This is a genomic window from Streptomyces sp. NPDC017529 (genome assembly GCF_044329785.1).
GTDB lineage: Bacteria > Actinomycetota > Actinomycetes > Streptomycetales > Streptomycetaceae > Streptomyces.
Map to the genome: position 1 here is coordinate 770,460 of NZ_JBIRJY010000001.1, position 16,385 is coordinate 786,844.

A 16,385-nucleotide genomic window follows, 5' to 3' on the forward strand; every position below is an offset into this window, starting at 1 on the left:
GTAACCCGTCCGGCACGGCCGCTGACTGCCGGTCACGAACCGGCGCCCACCGGGTCACACCGGCACCGGCACCCACGGGCGGACCGCGCCGAGACCGCAGAGGAGCCACCCACCACATGAACGTCGAGCGGCTGGACGTCACCGCCTACACCGTCCCCACCGATGCCCCCGAAGCCGACGGCACGCTCGCCTGGGACACCACCACCCTCATCGTCGTCGAGGCCAGATCGGGTACGACCACCGGCCTGGGCTGGACCTACGCCGCCGCGGACGCGGGCTCGGTGGTGCGCGACCTGCTCACCCGGCCGGTCCTCGGCCGTAGCGCGCTGGACGTCCAGGGCGCGTACGAGGCCATGAGCCGGACGGTGCGCAACGCGGGGCGCCCCGGCATGGTCGCCTGCGCGCTGTCCGCGGTGGACATCGCCCTGTGGGACCTCAAGGCGCGGCTGCTGGGGCTGCCGCTGATGCATCTGATCGGCGCCGTGCGCAGCGCGGTGCCGGTGTACGGGTCCGGGGGGTTCACCACCTACCACGACACCCACCTGGCCACGCAGTTGAACGGGTGGGTGCACGGACAGGGCATCGGCCGGGTCAAGATCAAGATCGGCGAGGAGTGGGGCCGGGCCGTCGAACGCGACCTGTCCCGCGTACGCAACGCCCGCCGCGCCATCGGTCCGCGCGCCGAACTGTACGTGGACGCCAACGGCGCCTACACCCGCAAGCAGGCCGTACGGGTCGGGCAGGTGCTGGCCGACCAGGGCGTGGGCTGGTTCGAGGAGCCGGTGTCCTCCGACGACCTCGCGGGTCTGGCGGTCGTCCGCGACCTGGTGGTCTGCGACGTGGCGGCCGGCGAGTACGGGTACGACCTGCCGTACTTCGCGCGGATGGCGCCGGTCGTGGACTGCCTCCAGGTCGACGCCACCCGGTGCGGCGGCCTGACCGTCTGGCTGCGCGCCGCGGCCCTCGCCGAGGCGCACGGCCTGGAGGTCTCCGCCCACTGCGCGCCGCACGTCCACGCCCACCCGGCCGCCTGCGTGCCGAACCTGCGGCACATCGAGTGGTTCCATGACCACGTGCGCATCGAGTCCATGCTCTTCGACGGCGGACTCGACCCTTCGGGCGGCACCATCCGGCCCGGCGCCAAGCACCTCCCGGGCCACGGCCTCGAATTCCGCCACGAGGAGGCGACCACATACCGGGTGCTGTGACGCGCCGTCACCCGGCGCGCGACGGCACGGCCGTGCGCCGTCCTGCTTCGTCACGGGGTTTGTGCATCCCGAACGCGAAGGCGCCCCCCTTCACGCCGTACCGGCGTGCACTCCCGCCTGTTTGGCTTGTTGCCGCGCACGGTCACCTCATGCATCAACGGCCGTACGCGTCACTCCTGTTCGCGCCCCCCGGGAGGAATCCGTGTCCGTACCGGACCGTGTCGCCGGCCCCGCCGAGGAACCCGCCCTCCGGCCCACCGCCTTCTCGCTGCCCGGTCCGCCGAGCCTCGTCCGCGCCCGGCCGACCCGGCGCGGCGGCACCGTCCCCGGGCTGCGGTACCGGCCCGCCGCCCCCGCCGACCCGGAGAAGGCCGCGGAGGTCGACCGCAGACTGGAGGACTGGGCCCGCCGGCTGGACCTGTTCCCCGCGGCGTGGTCCGGTGACTTCGCGGAGTTCCGGTTCGGCCGGGCCGTCGTCCTGCAGCACCCGGCGGCCGCCGACCTCGACCGCCTCACCGTCGCCGGCGAGTTCCTGCTGGCCGAGAACATCGTCGACAGCTGCTACTGCGAGGAGGACGAGGGCAGGGGCGGCGCGCGCCGCGGCCTGGGCGGCCGCCTGATCATGGCCCAGTCGGCCCTCGACCCGTTCCACGGCACCCCGGAGACGGAGGAGGAGTGGCGCAGCGGCGTACAGGCCGACGGGCCGCTGCGCGCGTACTACTGGGCGATGCAGGACTACGCGGCTCTCGCCACCCCCAGCCAGGCCAACCGGTTCGTCCACGACATGGCCCGGCTGCACCTCGGCTATCTCGCCGAGGCGTCCTGGGCGCAGACGCGGCACGTGCCGAAGGTCGGTGAGTACCTGGTGATGCGGCAGTTCAACAACTTCCGCCCCTGCCTGTCCGTCGTCGACGCCGTGGACGGCTACGAACTGCCCGAGGCGGTCTACGCCCGCCCCGAGATCCAGCGGATCACCGCGCTGGCCTGCAACGCCACCACCATCGTCAACGACCTGTACTCCTTCACCAAGGAACTGGCGAGCGACCCCGACCACCTGAACCTGCCGCAAGTGGTCGCCGCCAACGACGGGCGCGGCCTGAAGGCCGCCTACCTGAAGAGCGTCGAGATCCACAACCAGGTCATGGAGGCGTACGAGACGGAGTCGGCCGTGCTGGCCGCCGCCTCGCCCCTCGTGGAGCGGTACACCCGGAGCCTGTCCGACTGGGTGGCCGGCAACCACGAGTGGCACGCCACCAACTCCGACCGCTACCACCTGCCCAACTACTGGTAGACCGAACCAGCGCAGCACAGCAAGGAGCCACCGTTGACCACCGCGCACATCGGCACCGCACGCTCTGAGGTGCCGACCCAGTCCACGTACCAGTCCCGCGTCGCGGACTACTGGAACGCCGAGGAGAACCCGGTCAACCTCGAACTCGGAAAGATCGACGACCTCTACCACCACCACTACGGCATCGGGGACGCCGACCGGTCGGTGCTGGACGAGCGGGACCCCGTGCGGCGCCGCGAACGGGTCACCGGCGAACTGCACCGGCTGGAGCACGCCCAGGCCGAGCTGCTCGCCTCCCACCTCGGTGTCCTCTCCCCCGCCGACCGCGTCTTCGACGCCGGGTGCGGGCGCGGCGGCGGCAGCGTGGTCGCGCACCTGCGCCACGGCTGTCACGCCGACGGGGCCACCATCTCCGCCAAGCAGGCCGACTTCGCCAACGAGCAGGCCCGCAAGCGCGGCATCGACGACAAGGTGCGCTACCACCACCGCAACATGCTCGACACCGGCTTCGCCTCCGGCGCGTACGCGGCGTCCTGGAACAACGAGTCGACCATGTACGTCGAGCTGGACCTGCTGTTCGCCGAGCACGCGCGGCTGCTGCGGCGCGGCGGGCGCTATGTGGTGATCACCGGCTGCTACAACGACGCCTACGGGCGGGCCTCCCGCGAGGTGTCCCTCATCAACGCCCACTACATCTGCGACATCCATCCCCGCTCGGCGTACTTCCGCGCCATGGCCCGCCACCGGCTCGTCCCCGTGCACGTCCAGGACCTGACGGAGGCCGCGCTGCCCTACTGGGAATTGCGGCGGCAGGCCGACCACCTGGTCACGGGCATTGAGGAAACCTTTCTGACGGCGTACCGCAACGGCAGCTTCCAGTACCTGCTGATCGCCGCCGACCGCGTGTGAGGCCCGCGGTGGCGGCGGCGGTCCGGGCCGCCGCCGCTACCGCTGCCCGACCGGCCGGCGCGGGCGCTCCGGGCGGCCGTGGAAGCCGAGGAGGTCGTGGTGGTCGTGGTGGCGGCGCGGGCGGCGGCCCGCGGCGTTCTTCAGGACCACGGCCAGGGCGCCGAGCATCACGGTGACGACCAGGGCCGCCACCCAGGCGGGCACGGCGAGGCCGGCGGCCAGCACCAGGAAGACGGTGAACGTGCCGCCGCCGTACAGCGCGGCGACCGCGGCACCGCCGTACATCCGCAGGCTGCGCTGCCGCGTCTGCTCACGCAGCTCGTTGCGCAGTTCCTCGCGGATCAGGCCCGCCTCATGGTGGATCTCTTCCCGTACCGCCCGCACGACCGGTTCCGCGAGTCCGCCGATGGTGGTGTTCTCAGTGGTCTTGTCGGTCATGGCGCGGCGGGTACCCCGGGGCGCGCGCCTGTAACTGGCGCGCCGGCGCCGGGCAGTTCCCCTGCTCGCCCAGCAGCCTCATACCAGCCCCAGTGCGACCGGCAGGGCGGCAACGCCGGCAGGTCTGGCCGTGGCCCGTACGAGCTTCTTCATCTGTAGTCCTCCGGATGCCCTTGCATCCACTCGTTGACGCGCTTCATGGTCTGCACGATTTCCGCCTCGTGCTTCACGATGGCCCCGCCGGAGTGGTCAGGGACCTTCTCCTGCATCTCCTTGATCCACTTCACTGGTGCGGCGAAGTGATCAGCACCTTTAGGATCCTCGTTCATCGCCCGCAGCAGGAAGTCCAGGTTTTCCACGGAGCTGTCGAGATAGCTCGCGCAATACTCCTTCGATTGACCGCAGCCTTCGTAAAGACGTGCTTGCATTCGCGCGAAGGCGTTACGGACCTCGATCTTCGGCTTCGCGGAGGCCCCGCTCCCACCGTCCGGTGGTGACGTAGCGGAGCAGGCGGAGGAGAGAAGAGCCGCCGCGACGACGAATGCGAGCACGACAGCGTTGCGGCCGCATTTCGCAGCACGAAGGGCGGCAGGTGACACATTTCTCCGATCCGGGCCGGTAACAGGCCGCGTACGCGAGACGGGCGTTCCGGGCGCGGGACTCGTAACTCCGCGGGCATGCGGGAGAGTTGCGCTGAACAGAGCAGGTCTGGACCATAGCAATGAGACTGCACATGCCACAAGGAACGGGGATCGGCCCCCAAGCCCCTATTTCCCGCAATCAGGCGGCCCGGGCCTCGCCTCCGGTGACTCAGCACGGCACCGCCACTGAAGTGCGCTCACCTTTGGCAGGTCCCGGGCCGCACAAGAAAACGACAAGCCCCCACGCAGCAGTTCGGGCGCGGGACCCCACATCCCGCGCCCGAACGCCCTGCCCACTTACCCCTTTTCCGGTGCCCGTTCCCCGTGCTTTCCTCCGTGGCCGCTCGGCCTGGGGACCGGGTACCTGCTCCGCGCGGCGTCAAACATCCGATGTGACGAGAGTGTGCGGGCCGCTCATCCGGTGCGGGCCCGGGCGCCCGAGCGGGTACGTCCGGGGGCCACCCGGCGCCGGGGATGACGGCGCAGGTACTCGCCTTCCAGTTCCGCCATGCGCGCGTTGTGTGTGGCGAGCGCGTCGGGCGAACCGTGCAGCAGGGTGTCGTGGCGGGTGCGGTGGATGGTTTCCAGCTCGCGCAGCAGCTGCTGTTCGTCCAGCCGTGCGGGCGGGACGCCCGGGGTGGTGTCCTTCGTCTCCACGGACCGCGCGGGGTCCGAGGACGTGTCGTGGGTCGGCATCAGGATCTCTCCCTCCGTGTCGGGTGCGTCCCTTCGGGTACCCGCCGCGGCACAACCACCCGGACACGTCCGGCGGAAGTCCCGGAGCAAGCCCCCGGAGGGAGACATGGAACCCGCATTCCTCACCCCACTCACCACCAGGCCGGGCCCCGGCTCCGCGGGCCGTTCCGGCGCCCCGGGCTCCCCGGGCCGCCCGGCGCGGCCGTACCCCGGCCGCTGGGACACGAGGGAGCTGCTGCGTTTCGAACTGGCGCGGCACCTGGAGCGCGAGCGGTTCCCCGCGAAGCGGCGGGCGCTGGTGCGCGAGCTGCTGGCGCGGCGGGCACCGGACCAGCTGGTGCAGGCGTTACGGGCGCTGCCGCCGGACGAGCTGTTCCGCGACGTGCCGGATGTGGTCAGCGCGCTCCTGGACGACGCCCCGGGCTGACGGGCCCGGGGCGCTCGTGTGCCCCGGGCCGCCCGGCCGTCACCGCAGCGCCCACCACCGGCCCCAACGAGAGAAGGCGAACAGCAATGGCACAGTTGGTAAGGGACGTCATGACCCCGGCCGTTGCGGCGGTCCTGCCGGATGCCTCGCTCGTCGAGGCGGCGCAGCTGATGCGCGCGCAGGACATCGGCGACGTCCTGGTGGCGGAGGACGGCGTCCTGCTGGGCGTGGTCACCGACCGCGACATCACCCTGCGCGCGGTGGCCGACGGCGTCGATCCGCTCGCCGTGTCCTGCCGCTCGGTGTGCACGCCGGAGCCCGTCTGCGTCGGCCCGGACGAGCACATCAGCGCGGCGGTGACGCTGATGCGCACGAACGCGGTCCGGCGGCTGCCGGTGGTCGAGAACGGGACGCCGGTGGGGGTGGTCAGCATCGGCGACCTGGCCAGGGCCCAGGACCCGGACTCGGCGCTCGCGGACATCAGCCGGGCCCGACCGTCCGGTTTATTACGATAGGAGCCAGTTGCGGATGAGGCGGACGACGCCGGGCACGGTGGGGCTGCTGTCTGCGCCCCGCCCTTTGGGGTACAGGTGGCGCATGCGAAAGCTGCTGAGCACCTGGGACCGCGAGATTTTCGACAGCATCGCGTCACGGCACTGGCCGGGCGCGCAGCGCGTGCTGCCACGGCTGACCCGCACCGCCGACCACGGACTCCTGTGGATGGGGATCGCGGCGGGCGCGGCCGCCCTCGGCGGGCGGCCCGTGCGGCGGGCCGCGCTGCGCGGGGTGGCGTCGCTGGCGGCGGCGTCGGCGACGGTGAACACTCTGGGCAAGCGCTCCGTACGGCGCGACCGGCCGCTGCTGGACGCCGTGCCGGTCATACGGCAGCTGAGCCGCCAGCCGTTCACCACGTCCTTCCCCTCCGGCCACGCCGCCTCCGCCGCGGCCTTCGCCACCGGCGTCGCCTTCGAGAACAAGTGGTGGGGCCTGGCGCTGGCCCCGGTCGCCGCCTCGGTGGCGTTCTCCCGCGTCTACACCGGCGTCCACTACCCCGGTGACGTACTGGCGGGGGCCGCGCTCGGCGTGGGCGCGGCCCTCGCGGTACGCGGCCTCGCGCCGACCAGGGCGCAGCTGGCGCCCCCGGCGCGGCCCGCGGCCGACGCGCCCTCGCTGCCCGGCGGCCGGGGGCTGTTCGTGGTGGCCAACCACGCGTCCGGGCAGCGCACGGGGTCGCGCCCCGACCGGGTGCAGGAGGTGCGCAACGTCCTGCCGAAGGCCGAGGTCGTGCTGTGCGGCGACCCGGAGTCCCCGCCGATCGACAAGGCGCTGGAGGAGGCCGCGGAGCAGGCCAAGCAGGCCGGTGGTGCGCTGGGCGTACTGGGCGGCGACGGCACGGTCAACGCCGCGGCGGTGGTCGCGGCACGGCACGGCCTGCCGCTGGCGGTGCTCCCGGGCGGCACCCGCAACCACTTCGCGTACGACCTGGGCGTCGAGACGCTCGGGGACGCCGCGCGCGCGGTGGAGACCGGGGAGGCGGTCGCGGTGGACCTGGCCGGGTTCCGCACCACGCCGGGCGGCGAGCCGAGCTACTTCCTGAACACGTTCTCCGTCGGCGCGTACCCGGAACTGGTGCGCGTACGGGAGGAGTGGGCGGGCCGGATCGGCGCCTGGCCCGCCGGGGTGCTGGCCGCCTGGAAGGTGCTGCGCACGGCCGACCCGGTGACGCTGGAGGTCAACGGGAAGCGCCGGGAGCTGTGGCTGCTGTTCGCGGGCAACTGCGCGTACCGCGGGCTCGGCCTGGCGCCGGTGCGCCGGCACGACCTGGCGGACGGCGTGCTCGACGTACGCGTGGTGCACGGCGGGCGGCTGGCCCGTACGCGGCTGCTGACCGCGGCCCTGACGGGTGCGCTGCGGCACTCCCCCGTCCTGAGCGAGTCCCGGGTGCGGTCGGTGCGGATCGGCGGCCTGGCGGAGGGCAGCGTGCTCGCGTACGACGGCGAAGTGGCGCCGGCGCCGCGCGAGTTGACGATCTGCAAGGAGAACGAGGCGCTGACGGTCTACCGCCTTCTGCCCGAATAACGAGACGGCATTCTCAGGATACGATCACCCGGCGTACGGTTTCCCCACCACCGACCGGGAGCGCGAAGGAGCCGTCCGCCATGCCGCACGAGTCCGCCGTCTACACCCATGGCCACCACGAGTCCGTCCTGCGCTCGCACACCTGGCGCACCGCCGCCAACTCGGCGGCGTACCTGCTGGACGCGCTCGAACCGGACATGGAGGTCCTGGACGTCGGCTGCGGCCCCGGCACCATCACGGCCGACCTGGCCGCGCTGGTGCCGGACGGGCGGGTGACCGGGCTGGAGCACGCCCCGGACGTACTGGAGCAGGCGCGGGCCACCGCCGCGGGGCGCGGCCTGGACAACGTCCGCTTCGTGACCGGTGACGTCCACGCACTGGACTTCCCCGACGCCTCCTTCTCCGTCGTCCACGCCCACCAAGTGCTCCAGCACGTGGGCGACCCGGTCCGGGCGCTGCGCGAGATGCGGCGCGTCACCGCGCCGGGCGGGATCGTCGCCGTCCGCGACGCGGACTACGCGGCCATGACCTGGTACCCGGCGGTCGACGGCATGGACGGCTGGCTGGATCTGTACCGCCGGGTGGCCCGCGCCAACGGCGGCGAGCCGGACGCGGGCCGGCGGCTGCGCGCCTGGGCCCGCCAGGCCGGCTTCGCCGACTCCGCGATCACCTCGTCCGCCACCGCGTGGTGCTACGCGACGCCCGGGGAGCGCGCCTGGTGGAGCGGGCTCTGGGCGGACCGGACCGTCGCCTCCGCGTACGCCGGGCTGGCGGTCGACGGCGGCCACGCCACCACGGGCGAGCTGGCGCGGATCGCGGACGCGTGGCGGGAGTGGGGCGCGCGGGAGGACGCCTGGTTCGGCATCCTGCACGGCGAGATCCTCTGCCGGGTCTGACCCGAACGCCCGCATATTTCCGTATCACCCCCTATATCGCTGTATGAAGGGTTCGTGACACGAACGCACGGACCGGCCGTCCTGGCCGCCCTGGCGGCGGTGACGCTCCTGGCGGCGGGCTGCGGCCCCCAGCAGCCCGCCGCGGGACGGCCCGGCGCCGGCGCCGCTTCCCGGCCCCCCGCCAAGGCCGCCGTTCCCGGCGGCTTCACCCTCCTGGCCACCGGCGACGTGCTCCCGCACACCGAGATCATCGAGCAGGCCCGCAAGGACGCGCACGGCAGCGGCCACGACTTCGGCCCCATGCTCGCCGGGGTCCGTCCCCTGGTCACCGACGCCGACCTGGCGATCTGCCACATGGAGACGGTGTACGGCGAGGACGGCGGCCCCTTCACCGGCTACCCCGCCTTCATGTCGCCGCCGCAGGTCGCCGCCGCCCTCAAGGCCACCGGCTACGACTCCTGCTCCACCGCCTCCAACCACACCCTGGACGCCGGAGCAGCCGGGGTGCGCCGCACCCTCGACGCCCTGGACGCGGCCGGCGTGCGGCACGCCGGCTCCGCCCGCTCCGCCTCCGAGGCCGCCCGCCCCGCCCTCCTCAAGGCCGGCCGCGCGACGGTCGCACAACTCGCCTACACCTACGGCACCAACGGCATCGCCCTGCCCGAAGGGCAGCCCTGGGCGGTCGGCCTCATCGACCGGGACAGGATCCTCGCCGACGCGCGGGCCGCCCGCCGCGCGGGGGCCGACGTCGTCGTGGTCAGCCTCCACTGGGGCACCGAATGGCAGCAGGAACCCGACGAGCAGCAGCGCACCCTCTCCCGCGCCCTCACCGCCGCCCGGACCGGCGGCCGCCCCGACATCGACCTGATCCTCGGCACCCACGCCCACGTGCCGCAGGCGTACGAGAAGGTCAACGGCACGTGGGTGGTGTACGGCATGGGCGACCAGCTCGCCGGCTACATGTACAACCCGCAGGGCGCGGTGGACTCCCGCGGCAACCAGAGTTCGATGGCCCGCTTCACCTTCGCGCCGCCCGGCGCTGCGGGCAGGCGCTGGACCGTGGCCAAGGCGGAGTTCGTCCCCCAGCTCACCGACGTCGGCAACGCGTTCCGCGTCGTCCCGCTGCGCCCGGACGCGCCGCGCGGCAGCGCGCACGCGCGGGCCCGCGACGCGATCCGCGAGACCGTCCTGTCGCGCGGCGCCGCCGCCGACGGCCTCGCGATGACCGGTTGACGCCGCCCGGTGACGTAATTCCCCAACTGATCGCGTCGCGGAGGCACCCCAACTACGCTCGTTCCCATGGACATTCTGGGGACCTCCTTGCGGGTGTGCGTGACCGACCTCGACGCCGCGATCGGCGTGTACGAACGGCTGACCGGCTCGGAGGCGGTGCGCTTCCGGCACGGCGGCGTCTCGGTCGCGGCCGTCGGCTGCTTCTTCCTGATGAGCGGCCCGGAGGCGCAGCTGTCGGTGCTCAGCAAGATCACCGCCACCCTCGCCGTCAAGGACGTGGACGACGCGGTGGCCGATCTGACGGCGGTCGGCGCGCAGATCATCGCGGGCCCGCTGCCGACGTCGATCGGCCGCAACCTCGTCGCCCGCCACCCCGACGGCTCGGTCTTCGAGTACGTCGACCGGAAAGCGGCCTGATGTCCGGCGACATACGCCCGCAGCACCGGGCCGTCATGGCCACCGTCACCGAGATCGTGGGACGGGTACGCGCGGAGCACGCCGGGCTGCCCACCCCGTGCGCCGCGTGGAACCTCGGGCAGCTGACAGCCCACATGACGGGCCAGAACCACGGTTTCGCGGCCGCCGCGCGCGGCCAGGCCGTCTCGGCCGCCGACTTCGCGCCGCGGCCGGCGGGCGGCGCGCCCGGCGAGCAGTTCGCGGCGTCGGCGCGCGAGGTGCTCGCCGCGTTCGCCGAACCCGGCATATCTGAGCGCCGGTTCGCGCTGCCCGAGCTGGGACCGGACGTCACGGTCCGGGCCCAGCGGGGCATCGGCTTCCATTTCGTGGACAACGTCGTGCACGCCTGGGACGTGGCCAGGGCCCTCGGGACGAGCGTTGCCTTCGCCCCGGAGATCCTGGCGATCGCCCTGGACATCGCCCGCGCGGTACCCGGCGGCGAGGTGCGCGAGGGGCCGGACGCCGCCTTCGGTCCCGTACGGGCCGCACCCGGCACCGCGCCCGCCCTGGACCGGGTGCTGTCCCTCCTCGGCCGCTCCCCCGCCTGGCCGGGCGGCGCCTGACGGCCGGCGCCGCCCACCCGTCAGGAGACCTCCAGCACGATCTTCCCGCGCGTGCGGCCCTCCTGGCTGCGGCGGAACGCCTCCGCCGCCTCGGACAGCGGCAGCGCCGTGTCGACGTGCACGGTGAGCTTCCCGGCGTCGGCGAGGTCCGCCAGCGCGGACAGACCGGCACTGTCCGGCCGCACCCACACCAGGTGCCCGCCCTTCTTGCGCACATCGCCTTCGACGATGGAGGCGACCCGGGAGGTGTCCCGCAGCAGCTCCTGCGAGACGTCGACGGCGCCGTCGCCGACGAAGTCCAGGGCCGCGTCGATCCCGTCGGGCGCCAGCTCCCGCACCCGCTCGGCCAGGCCGTCGCCGTACGTCACCGGCTCGGCGCCGAGAGAACGCAGGAAGTCGTGGTTGCGCTCGCTGGCCGTACCGATGACGCGGGCGCCGCGGGCCACCGCGATCTGCACACCGAGCGAGCCGACGCCGCCCGCCGCGGCGTGCACCAGGACGGTCTCGCCCGCGGTGACGCCGACCCGGTCGAGCGCCTGGTAGGCGGTGAGCCCGGCGAGCGGCAGCCCGGCGGCCTGCTGCCAGTCGAGCGCGGCCGGCTTGCGCGCCAGGGTCCGCACGGGTGCGGCGACCAGTTCGGCGAACGTGCCCTGCTGCACCGCGTCCTTGCGTACGTACCCGATCACCTCGTCGCCGACCGCGAACTCGGTCGCGTCCTCGCCGCGCGCCTCGACCACCCCCGCCACGTCCCAGCCGGGGATCAGCGGGAAGTGCACGTCCATGATCGGGTCCAGGTAGCCCGCCAGCACCTTCCAGTCGACGGGGTTGACCCCGGCCGCCTTGACCCGCACCAGCACCGAGTCCGGCGCGACCTTGGGGTCGGGCCGGTCGGTGTAGTGGAGTTGGCCGGGGTCGCCGTAGCTGTTCGCGATAACTGCCTTCATGCGCGTTCCAACGAGCGACCGCACCGGATCATTCCGCGAGGCACCCGATCGGCGCAGGCAGACGGGTTGCGGCGGGGTGTACGGGCCGCCTCACACCGCCCGCATCCGGAAGTCGTAGTGCTCCGGCAGCGGATGCCGCCTGCGGGCCTCGGCGCGGACGGCTTCGGTGACGGGGCCAGGGCCCGCCGTGAGGCGTTCGGCGACGGCGGACCAGGTGTCGCCGAGGATCTCGTCGCCCTCTCGGAGGTCGGGGACCTCGAAGCCGCGGTCGAAGAGGGCGCGGGCGGCGGCGGCGTCGCCCCTGGCGAGGGCCACTCGGGCCGCCAGGAGGGCGAAGCGGCCGTCGGCGCGGGTGTCCTGGGGCAGGCGGTCGAGGGCGGCGGCGGCTTCGTCGGCGCGGCCCGCGGCGAGCAGGGCGGGGACGGCTTCGCGTACCAGGGCCGGCAGGAGGGCACCGGCCGCCCCGCCGTCCTCTTCGCCGTGCGAAGCGCAGGCGAGCGCCTCCGCGAAGCGCTGGGCCGCGCGTGCCGTTTCGCCCGCGGTTTCCTCGGCGACGGCGAGGCAGTACAGGGGACGGCAGTCGGTGCCGTGGGCCAGGGCGCGTTCCCAGCTGCGGACGGCCTGGGCGCGGTCGCCCGCGTGCCACTGGGCGATGCCCAGGTGGTAGTCGGTGGCCGGGCCGGGCGGCGCGGACTCCAGCAGGTCGCGCCACGGCGCGGCGACCAGCGGGGCGACCGGCACGCCGCCGCCGCGCGGGAAGTCGCCGGTGTGCAGCAGCGCCAGCCAGGGCTGCTGCTCGGGGCCGATGGTGGATGCGGCGAAGGGGGTGCCGGGCAGGTCGTGGCCGGTGCGGGCGCATTCCAGGGCGCCCCAGCCGGAGCCGGTGGCCAGCGTCTCCTTGGGTTCGAGGTCGGCGTACGGCCGCCAGGCCTCGTAGGCCGCGTCGATCCGCTCGTGCGGCAGCCGCGCTTCGAGCCGGTCGCCGACCTCGCGAAGGGCCGCCGGCCAGTCCGCGCCGTGCACCGCCACGGGGTCGGCGGCGAGCGGCCCGTACGCCTCCAGCCAGGCGAACTCCGCGCCGCCTTCGAGCCGTACGTGCTCCAGCTGGGTACGGGCCAGGCCCGCCTGGATCTCCGCGTAACCGCCGCTGCCGGGCTCGGTGAGCCACTGCTGCCAGCGGCGGCCCGCGCGGCCCGCGCCCCACAGGAACAGCTTGCGGCCGCGCAGCGTGTCGGTGGAGGTGTGCACGAGGCCGTGGCCCGTGGCGTCGAGCGAGGCGATCCAGCGGCGTTCGCCGTCCGGGATGTCGTAGAAGTGGTCGGCGGGGAACTCGCTGCGCAGCGGGTACGTACGGTCGGCGCCCTCGGATTCGGGGACGGGGACACGGCGCAGCGTGTGCTCGTACCCGAAGTGCCAGGCCGCGTCGGCGGGCGCGAGGACGCGGGTGTGCTCGTCCTCGGGCACGGCGATGTTGGTCCACCAGTAGGCGGGGGCCGCGTTCAGGTGGGGGTTGCGGACGCGGACGCCGGCGTAGAGGAAGTCGGAGCCTTCCGGGAGCCACAGGTCCACCTGGAAGGGGAGGTCCCGCAGTCGTTCCCACTCCCACAGGCGCAGCATCTCGCCGCCGTCGGGCGCCGGTACGGTCGCGGCGTGCACCGGGGCGCAGGAGAGGGTGGTGTGTCCGGTGGCACCGGTGTTCCACTCGATGCCGCCGGAGAACCAGGCGCCGTTGAGCGCGAAGTTGGCGGGCTGGAGGACGGGGTTGCGGTACAGCAGCTCGCGGTCGGTGGGCTTGTGGTGGAGCGAGTACACCCGGCCGCCGAGGCCGGGCAGGACGGTGGCGCGCAGCCGGTCGTTCTCGATGACGAGGGCATCGAGGGCCGTTGCGGAACGCGCGCGTCCGTAGCCGTCGCGGAGGCCCACGGGCAGCAGGGAGTCCAGCGGCTCGTACGCGAACTGGCGGGCCATGTCGGGCGGCAGGTCCGTGCCTTCGGGCAGCGTGACACGGTGGACGTCGCGCGGGGCGCGCACGGCGGGCAGCGGATTGACCGGCCCGACGGGCGCCGCGGGAAGGGTCAGGGTCGTGCGTCGCACACTCGTGGCCACGGCTGCCTCGCATGGTTGTACCGGGCCGCCTCGGGTGCGGCGGCCGCCTGTTGACCATGGAACCCTGTCGGCGCGCGCCTGAACAGGGCCACTTGTGGCCAGGTGTGGTCAAAGCCCCACAAGAACGCTTTCGAGAAGGTCGGCCAGCAGCTTCGCGCCGGTACCTTCGGGATCGAGGTCCGGGTCGTAGATGGTGAGGTCGAGGCCCGCGCAGCGCGGGGAGGCCGCCAACGGGGCGAGCAGTTCGTACAGTTCCCCGGTGCGCAGGCCGCCGGGGTCGGGGCTGTCGACGGCGGGCAGCACGGACGGGTCGAGCACGTCCGCGTCCAGGTGGATCCAGAAGCCGTCCGGTGCCGTGCTCTGGAGGTCGCGCAGGACCTTGCGGGCAACGGCGTCCGGGCCCTGTTCCCGGATCTCGCCTGCCGTGCGGTTGCCTATGCCGAGCGAGGCCAGTTCGGGCCGGTCCTCGTCGTCGTCGCGGATGCCGAGGATGTGCAGGTCGGTGTCGCGCACGTACGGTGCCAGGCCGTCGATGCCGGTGAGGTCGGCCTGGCCGCGGCCGGTGATCTGGGCGGCGCCCTCGCCGGCGGCGGCGCCCAGCGGGCCGGTGCGGTCGGTGTTGCCCGGGTGCCGGAAGTCGCCGTGCCCGTCGAGGTAGGCGACGCCGTATCGGCCGGTACGGCGCAGGCCCAGTACGGCGCCGAGCAGGATGGAGCAGTCGCCGCCCAGCAGGACCGGGAACTCCCCCGCCCGCACGTGCGCCTCCACGCGGCCGGCGAGGCGGCGGGTGTAGTCCGCGATGGCGGCGGCGTTGAAGTCGCCGTCGCCCTCCCGCCAGCCGCCCAGGTCGTAGCGCGGCGGCGTCACGACCCCGCCCTCCAGGGCGCCGAGCCGCCGCAGCAGGCCCTGTTCGCGCAGCGCGCCCGCCAGCTTGTAGCAGCCGGGTACGGTGCCGGGCGCGGGCGGGCGCAGGCCGAGGTTGGAGGGGGCGTCGAGGAGCACGATGCGGCGCATGCCGCCATCTCACCTCACCGGCGCCCGGTCTTCAACAGGACGCGGGCAGGGGGGCGGGCGGGTGCCGCGCCGCCGCATGACGTACCGTTGCAAGCGCATCGGTACGGCGAAGGACGGCGGACCGGCGACCGGGACGAGGGGAACGGCGATGACGACGAAGCACACCTACCGGGTGATCGTGCGCGGCACGTGGCACGGCCTGACGGACCGGGCCAGGGCCGCGCTGCTGGCCGAGGCGGACGACCACGGCCTGGCGCAGCACCGGTTCACCCCCGAGGGAGCGCTCGCCTACGACACCGCGCTGCGCTCGTTCACGTACCGGTACGAGATCGTCTCGGACGCGGCGGACGGCGAGGAATTGGCGGCCGCCCTCGCCGAGGAGAAGGCGGAGGCGGCGCTGACGGCGGCCGGGTACGGCTACCGCGACCTGCGGTCCTCCGCCACCGACATGGACACCATGAAGATCAACAGGAAGGGCCGCTGACGGCTCACGCCGCGGGCGGCTCGGTGCACCGCAGCTGGTTGCCGAACGGGTCGGTGAGGGTCAGCGTCAGCCCGATCTCGCCGTCCTCCTCCAGTCCTGGCTGCAGGAACGGGTAGTCCTTGGCGGCCAGTTCGGCGTGCAGCGCCCGTACGCCGCCCAGTTCGGCGTACACCACCGTTCCCGGCGTCCCGTCCCCGTAGTGCTCGGACAGGTGCAGGACGAGGCCGCCGCGCGACACCTGCGTGTACAACGGCAGTTCCGGCGCGAAGCGGTGCTCCCAGTCGACGGTGCAGCCCAGGTAACCGAGGTAGAACTCGTGTGCCTTGGCCACGTCGAACACGCGGAGCACCGGTACGGGGTGACGGAAGGTGATCTCGGACATCAGGCCGCCTCGAACATGTCACTGGTGATGGCCCAGCGTTCGTGGTCACGCCAGGCGCCGTCGATGAACAGGAAGTCGGGCGAGCAGCCCTCCAGCCGGCAGCCCGCGCGCCTGACCAGGGCGATCGAGCGTTCGTTGGCCGGCTGAACGTTGATCTCCAGGCGGTGCAGCCCCAGCGCGCCGAAGGCGTACCCCATGGCGAGCCGCAGCCCCTCGCTCATGAGCCCCCGCCCCGCGGCGTGCGCGAAGGCGCCGTAGCCGACCGCCCCGCAGCGGAACGCGCCGTAGACGATGTTGTTGATCGTCAGGAAGCCCGCGATCCGGCCGGTCTGGTTCGCGCAGACCAAGAACCCCTCGCGGGTCGGTTCCCGCAGCTTGGCGAGGTAGCCGTCGTACGCCGCGGCGGTGGTCGGCGGCGAGAGCCACGGCCGGTGCAGGGACACGCTCTCCCGCGCCCGCGCCGTGAACTCGTCCCGGTCCGCGGCCGAGAAGTGCCGCAGCGCCACCCGCGGCCCCATGGCGAGATAGTGATCGTCGGCCATCGTCCGATCCTATGGAGCCACGGAGGCGGGCGCCAGGCGATACGGACATGTGCGCGAGCCGCGCCGTCCCCCGCGC

General features: G+C 73.5%; 19 protein-coding genes. 11 read left to right on the top strand and 8 right to left on the bottom strand.

What is annotated here, in order from left to right; genetic code table 11:
- Positions 1-116 precede the first annotated feature (116 nt).
- The 3 genes from ACH4K4_RS02995 (at position 117) to ACH4K4_RS03005 (ending at position 3,408) form a co-directional block, all read left to right on the top strand.
- Positions 117-1,208, top strand: a complete 1,092-nt coding sequence (locus ACH4K4_RS02995; RefSeq protein WP_398164330.1) for an enolase C-terminal domain-like protein — start codon at positions 117-119, stop codon at positions 1,206-1,208.
- 202 nt (positions 1,209-1,410) lie between these two features.
- Positions 1,411-2,499 carry a cyclase gene (locus ACH4K4_RS03000; protein ID WP_398164332.1) on the top strand — a complete coding sequence of 363 codons (1,089 nt, stop codon included), beginning with the start codon at positions 1,411-1,413 and terminating at the stop codon, positions 2,497-2,499.
- Between the two features lie 33 nt (positions 2,500-2,532).
- Positions 2,533-3,408, top strand: coding sequence for a geranyl diphosphate 2-C-methyltransferase (locus ACH4K4_RS03005; protein WP_398164334.1), 876 nt, complete (start codon positions 2,533-2,535; stop codon positions 3,406-3,408).
- Between the two features lie 36 nt (positions 3,409-3,444).
- Here the strand turns inward: ACH4K4_RS03005 and ACH4K4_RS03010 are convergent, their stop codons facing one another.
- The 3 genes from ACH4K4_RS03010 to ACH4K4_RS03020 all read right to left on the bottom strand — a co-directional run bounded on the left by ACH4K4_RS03010 (position 3,445) and on the right by ACH4K4_RS03020 (position 5,183).
- The gene (locus ACH4K4_RS03010; protein ID WP_398164336.1) at positions 3,445-3,846 is read right to left on the bottom strand and encodes a phage holin family protein; all 402 of its coding nucleotides are present in this window, start codon (positions 3,844-3,846) and stop codon (positions 3,445-3,447) included.
- Between the two features lie 149 nt (positions 3,847-3,995).
- Positions 3,996-4,397, bottom strand: a complete 402-nt coding sequence (locus tag ACH4K4_RS03015) for a hypothetical protein (protein WP_398164338.1) — start codon at positions 4,395-4,397, stop codon at positions 3,996-3,998.
- 504 nt (positions 4,398-4,901) lie between these two features.
- Positions 4,902-5,183 carry a DUF6158 family protein gene (locus ACH4K4_RS03020; protein ID WP_398164339.1) on the bottom strand — a complete coding sequence of 94 codons (282 nt, stop codon included), beginning with the start codon at positions 5,181-5,183 and terminating at the stop codon, positions 4,902-4,904.
- A 106-nt stretch (positions 5,184-5,289) separates the two neighbouring features.
- On the opposite strand from ACH4K4_RS03020, the gene ACH4K4_RS03025 reads away from it, so the two are divergent.
- The 7 genes from ACH4K4_RS03025 (at position 5,290) to ACH4K4_RS03055 (ending at position 10,837) form a co-directional block, all read left to right on the top strand.
- Positions 5,290-5,610 carry a DUF2795 domain-containing protein gene (locus ACH4K4_RS03025; RefSeq protein ID WP_398164341.1) on the top strand — a complete coding sequence of 107 codons (321 nt, stop codon included), beginning with the start codon at positions 5,290-5,292 and terminating at the stop codon, positions 5,608-5,610.
- An 86-nt stretch (positions 5,611-5,696) separates the two neighbouring features.
- Entirely contained in the window at positions 5,697-6,125 is a 429-nt protein-coding gene (locus ACH4K4_RS03030) for a CBS domain-containing protein (RefSeq protein ID WP_398164342.1), read from the top strand.
- 82 nt (positions 6,126-6,207) lie between these two features.
- Positions 6,208-7,689: a bifunctional phosphatase PAP2/diacylglycerol kinase family protein gene (locus ACH4K4_RS03035; RefSeq protein ID WP_398164343.1), complete on the top strand. Its 1,482-nt coding sequence runs from the start codon at positions 6,208-6,210 to the stop codon at positions 7,687-7,689.
- 80 nt (positions 7,690-7,769) lie between these two features.
- The gene (locus tag ACH4K4_RS03040) at positions 7,770-8,585 is read left to right on the top strand and encodes a class I SAM-dependent methyltransferase (protein WP_398164344.1); all 816 of its coding nucleotides are present in this window, start codon (positions 7,770-7,772) and stop codon (positions 8,583-8,585) included.
- A 54-nt stretch (positions 8,586-8,639) separates the two neighbouring features.
- Positions 8,640-9,818 carry a CapA family protein gene (locus tag ACH4K4_RS03045; RefSeq protein ID WP_398164346.1) on the top strand — a complete coding sequence of 393 codons (1,179 nt, stop codon included), beginning with the start codon at positions 8,640-8,642 and terminating at the stop codon, positions 9,816-9,818.
- A 66-nt stretch (positions 9,819-9,884) separates the two neighbouring features.
- Complete coding sequence (locus ACH4K4_RS03050) at positions 9,885-10,235, top strand: VOC family protein (RefSeq protein WP_398164348.1); 351 nt, start codon at positions 9,885-9,887, stop codon at positions 10,233-10,235.
- Positions 10,235-10,837, top strand: a complete 603-nt coding sequence (locus ACH4K4_RS03055; protein WP_398164349.1) for a TIGR03086 family metal-binding protein — start codon at positions 10,235-10,237, stop codon at positions 10,835-10,837. Before ACH4K4_RS03050 ends, ACH4K4_RS03055 begins: the two co-directional genes overlap by 1 nt.
- 20 nt (positions 10,838-10,857) lie before the next feature.
- Here the strand turns inward: ACH4K4_RS03055 and ACH4K4_RS03060 are convergent, their stop codons facing one another.
- The 3 genes from ACH4K4_RS03060 to ACH4K4_RS03070 all read right to left on the bottom strand — a co-directional run bounded on the left by ACH4K4_RS03060 (position 10,858) and on the right by ACH4K4_RS03070 (position 14,901).
- The gene (locus ACH4K4_RS03060) at positions 10,858-11,781 is read right to left on the bottom strand and encodes an NADP-dependent oxidoreductase (RefSeq protein ID WP_398164351.1); all 924 of its coding nucleotides are present in this window, start codon (positions 11,779-11,781) and stop codon (positions 10,858-10,860) included.
- A 90-nt stretch (positions 11,782-11,871) separates the two neighbouring features.
- The gene (locus ACH4K4_RS03065) at positions 11,872-13,875 is read right to left on the bottom strand and encodes a DUF5107 domain-containing protein (protein ID WP_398164352.1); all 2,004 of its coding nucleotides are present in this window, start codon (positions 13,873-13,875) and stop codon (positions 11,872-11,874) included.
- Positions 13,876-13,995: 120 nt separating this feature from the next.
- A complete protein-coding gene (locus ACH4K4_RS03070) occupies positions 13,996-14,901 on the bottom strand; it encodes an arginase family protein (RefSeq protein ID WP_398164354.1) in 906 nt (301 codons plus the stop codon).
- A 148-nt stretch (positions 14,902-15,049) separates the two neighbouring features.
- Here ACH4K4_RS03070 and ACH4K4_RS03075 point away from each other — a divergent pair, with 148 nt between their 5' ends.
- Positions 15,050-15,385 carry a DUF6204 family protein gene (locus ACH4K4_RS03075; RefSeq protein WP_398164356.1) on the top strand — a complete coding sequence of 112 codons (336 nt, stop codon included), beginning with the start codon at positions 15,050-15,052 and terminating at the stop codon, positions 15,383-15,385.
- A 4-nt stretch (positions 15,386-15,389) separates the two neighbouring features.
- On the opposite strand, the gene ACH4K4_RS03080 is transcribed toward ACH4K4_RS03075, so the two are convergent.
- Both ACH4K4_RS03080 and ACH4K4_RS03085 read right to left on the bottom strand, forming a co-directional pair.
- On the bottom strand, positions 15,390-15,767 hold the full coding sequence (locus tag ACH4K4_RS03080; protein WP_398164358.1) for a glyoxalase superfamily protein: 378 nt from the start codon (positions 15,765-15,767) through the stop codon (positions 15,390-15,392).
- A complete protein-coding gene (locus ACH4K4_RS03085) occupies positions 15,767-16,309 on the bottom strand; it encodes a GNAT family N-acetyltransferase (RefSeq protein WP_398164360.1) in 543 nt (180 codons plus the stop codon). Before ACH4K4_RS03085 ends, ACH4K4_RS03080 begins: the two co-directional genes overlap by 1 nt.
- Between the last annotated feature and the right edge of the window lie 76 nt (positions 16,310-16,385).